Here is a 2,751-nt window from a genome sequence, read left to right as displayed (position 1 = left end):
CCCGGCCCGCGTTCACCATCACCGCCGCGGCTTCGGCCAGCCGATCGGTCCAGGCCTCCCCGGGCAGCGCCTGCCACACCGCGCGGGCGGCGCGTCCGCCGGTCAGCGCCGCGACGAACTGCTCCCCGCGGCCGTAGGAGCTCCAGGCCGCGGTGTCGACCGGGCGGGGCTCGGCCGCCGTCGGCTGCGGCGGGTCCTGCTTCTCGACGCGCGCGTGACGCGGCGGGACGGCCAGCCGCAGCACGTCGGCGCGTGTGCCGGCGTAGCGGGCCGCGACGGCGTCGGCCAGCCGGCGGATGTCGGGCGTCAGCACCGGTTCGGGTGAGACCACGCGATCGAGCCAGCCGAGCTTGCCGACGTGGTCGGTGTCGGACCGCCGTTCCAGAACGAACGCGTCGACCAGCCGTCCGTGGAACCGCACCCGCACACGGACGCCGGGCTGGGCGTCGTCGGACTGCTCGGCCGAGACCAGGTAGTCGAATTCGCGGTCCAGGTGCGGCACCGTCAGCATGGGAAGTACCCGCGCAACCGGTTCGTGCTCGGCGGGCTGTCGGCTGGCGCCCGGGCGGGCCGGGCCGTCGGGTGCCGTCACGCAGACGTGGTAGCAGACGACACCGACGCCCTGCCGAAGAAGAAACCGGCGGTGATGAGCAGCAGCGAGGCGGCGTACACCCACCAGATCGGCACCGCGAGGGCCTCGGAGCCGAGCACGAACTTGCCGATCCCGATCATCGCGTCCGACACCGCGAAGCACACCGCGCCCAACGCCGTCCACGGCGTGGGCAGCCGGGCCATCAGGGCCGCGCACACCATCGCGCCCAGCACGGTGATGTACAGCGTGACCGGGGCGGCCATGCCCTCGGCGACGAGTCGCGGCCAGAACCACACCAGCAGCGCCACGCAGGCCGCGACCGTGAGCGCGGCCGCGGCCAGGCGCGGCGCCGAGCGGGTGACCAGTGGCCACAGCGCGGCCAGGAAGCACAGGTGCGCGACGAGGAAGGCGCCCAGCCCCAGCACAAAGGACGGCTCCCACCACGGCAGCGCCAGCAGGAAATCACCCGCGGCCGAGAACAGCAGCGCGGCCACCAGCCAGCGTCGTTCGCGGGCGACCGGATGCGTCAGCGCGGCCACGGCCAACAGCACCGCCGCGGCGGCCTTGACCGCGGGCTGCAAGCTGAACTGGCCGGTGAGCTCGGCACCGGCGGGAACATGCACCGCGGTGACGATCAGAAACACTCCGTAGCAGGCCGCGACGACGGCCGCGGCCACCCACAGAATCCTGGTGCGCGGGTGAACGTACGGTGTCTCCATGTCTGTCGCTGAAGAGAAGCCGGCTGTCGACGCCATTCTGCTGAAGGTACTGGAGGCGGTCCCGTTTCAGTTGACAACCGACGGCGGTCCGCAGGCCGCGCGGGAGCGGTTCAACGCGCTGCCCCAGGTCGAGATCCTGCCCGAGGTGCGCGCCGAGGACCGCGCGGTGGACGGGCCCGGCGGCCCGATCCCGGTGCGGGTGTACCGACCGCCGACCGAAACCGAGGCGCCGCCGCCGGTCGTGCTGTTCTTCCACGGCGGGGGCTGGTCGGTCGGTGACCTCGACAGCTACGACGGGACGGCCCGACGGCACGCGGCCGACGCCGATGCCGTTGTGGTCTCGGTTGACTACCGACTCGCGCCCGAGCACCCCTATCCCGCCGCCGTCGACGACGTGTGGGCGGTGACGCAGTGGGTGGCCGAGCACGCCGACGAGTTGGGGGTCGACGCGTCGCGGCTTGCGGTGGCCGGCGATTCGGCGGGCGGGAACCTCGCCGCGGTGGTGGCGCAGTTGGCGCGCGAAAGCGGGCCCGCGATCCGCTTTCAGCTGCTGTGGTATCCGGCGACGACGTGGGACACCACGTTGCCCTCGTTCGAGGAGAACGCCGACGCGCCGATCCTGAATCTCGCAGCGATAGGCGGGGTTTCGCGGTGGTACGTCGGCGACATGGACCTGTCGAACATGCCAGCGACGCTAGCGCCCGCGCGTGCGAAGGATCTGAGCGGCCTGCCGCCGGCCTACATTGCCGTCGCGGGGCACGACCCGTTGCGCGACGACGGCGCCAGGTACGCCGAGTTGCTGTCGGACGCGGGCGTTCCCGTCGAATTGCACAACGCCGCGACGCTCGTCCACGGCTACCTCGGCTATGCGGGCGTGGTGCCCGCAGCGACCGAGGCCGCCGAACGGGGATTGCGGGCGCTGCGCACCGCCTTACACGCTGTGTGAACACAACGACAGCCGCGCTCAGGACCCGGCCGCGGCAGACCGTTTCGTGGTGACGGCTGACCAACGGGGGTACCGTGATCGGGACGTGAGAACACGGGAGGCCCTATGACAGTGCCCGATCACGACACCCTCATCGTCGGCGCCGGCTTCTCCGGTATCGGCGCCGGGATCAACCTCGACAAGGCCGGTCTCGGTGACTACCTGATCGTCGAGGCCGGAGAAGGTCCCGGCGGCACCTGGTACTGGAACACGTATCCCGGTATCGCCGTTGACATTCCGTCGTTCTCCTATCAGTTCTCCTTCGAGCAGAGCCCGGAGTGGACCCGCACGTACGCGCCGGGACACGAGTTGCGCGCATACGCCGAGCACTGCGTCGACAAGTACGGCCTGCGTCCCAAGATCCGCTTCAACACCAAAGTGCTCGGCGCTGTGTTCGACGACGACGAGAGCCTGTGGCGGATCGAACTCGACTCCGGTGAGGTCGTCACCGCGCG

General features: G+C 71.1%; 4 protein-coding genes. 2 read left to right on the top strand and 2 right to left on the bottom strand.

The window, feature by feature from the left end; all coding sequences use genetic code 11:
* Together A5698_RS08870 and A5698_RS08865 are read right to left on the bottom strand one after the other, a co-directional pair.
* Positions 1 to 511, bottom strand: a 511-nt coding sequence (locus A5698_RS08870; protein WP_502688895.1) for a primosomal protein N' family DNA-binding protein, incomplete at its 3' end; no start/stop codon positions are given.
* A 77-nt stretch (positions 512 to 588) separates the two neighbouring features.
* The gene (locus A5698_RS08865) at positions 589 to 1,311 is read right to left on the bottom strand and encodes a lysoplasmalogenase (protein WP_068295613.1); all 723 of its coding nucleotides are present in this window, start codon (positions 1,309 to 1,311) and stop codon (positions 589 to 591) included.
* Here A5698_RS08865 and A5698_RS08860 point away from each other — a divergent pair.
* Positions 1,310 to 2,257, top strand: a complete 948-nt coding sequence (locus A5698_RS08860; RefSeq protein ID WP_068295611.1) for an alpha/beta hydrolase — start codon at positions 1,310 to 1,312, stop codon at positions 2,255 to 2,257. The two genes, A5698_RS08865 and A5698_RS08860, sit on opposite strands and share 2 nt — an antisense overlap.
* A gap of 105 nt (positions 2,258 to 2,362) precedes the next feature.
* A partial coding sequence (locus A5698_RS08855) for a flavin-containing monooxygenase (protein ID WP_156670667.1) occupies positions 2,363 to 2,751 on the top strand: 389 nt, incomplete at its 3' end.

It is taken from the genome of Mycobacterium sp. E136, assembly GCF_001666865.1.
Taxonomy (GTDB): Bacteria; Actinomycetota; Actinomycetes; order Mycobacteriales; family Mycobacteriaceae; genus Mycobacterium.
This window is presented reverse-complemented; position numbering and strand designations above follow the sequence as displayed.

Coding starts and splice junctions, on each gene's coding strand:
- A5698_RS08860 (WP_068295611.1), top strand. CDS start 1,310: ATGTCTGTCGCTGAAGAGAAGCCGGCTGTCGACGCCATTCTGCTGAAG.
- A5698_RS08865 (WP_068295613.1), bottom strand. CDS start 1,311: ATGGAGACACCGTACGTTCACCCGCGCACCAGGATTCTGTGGGTGGCC.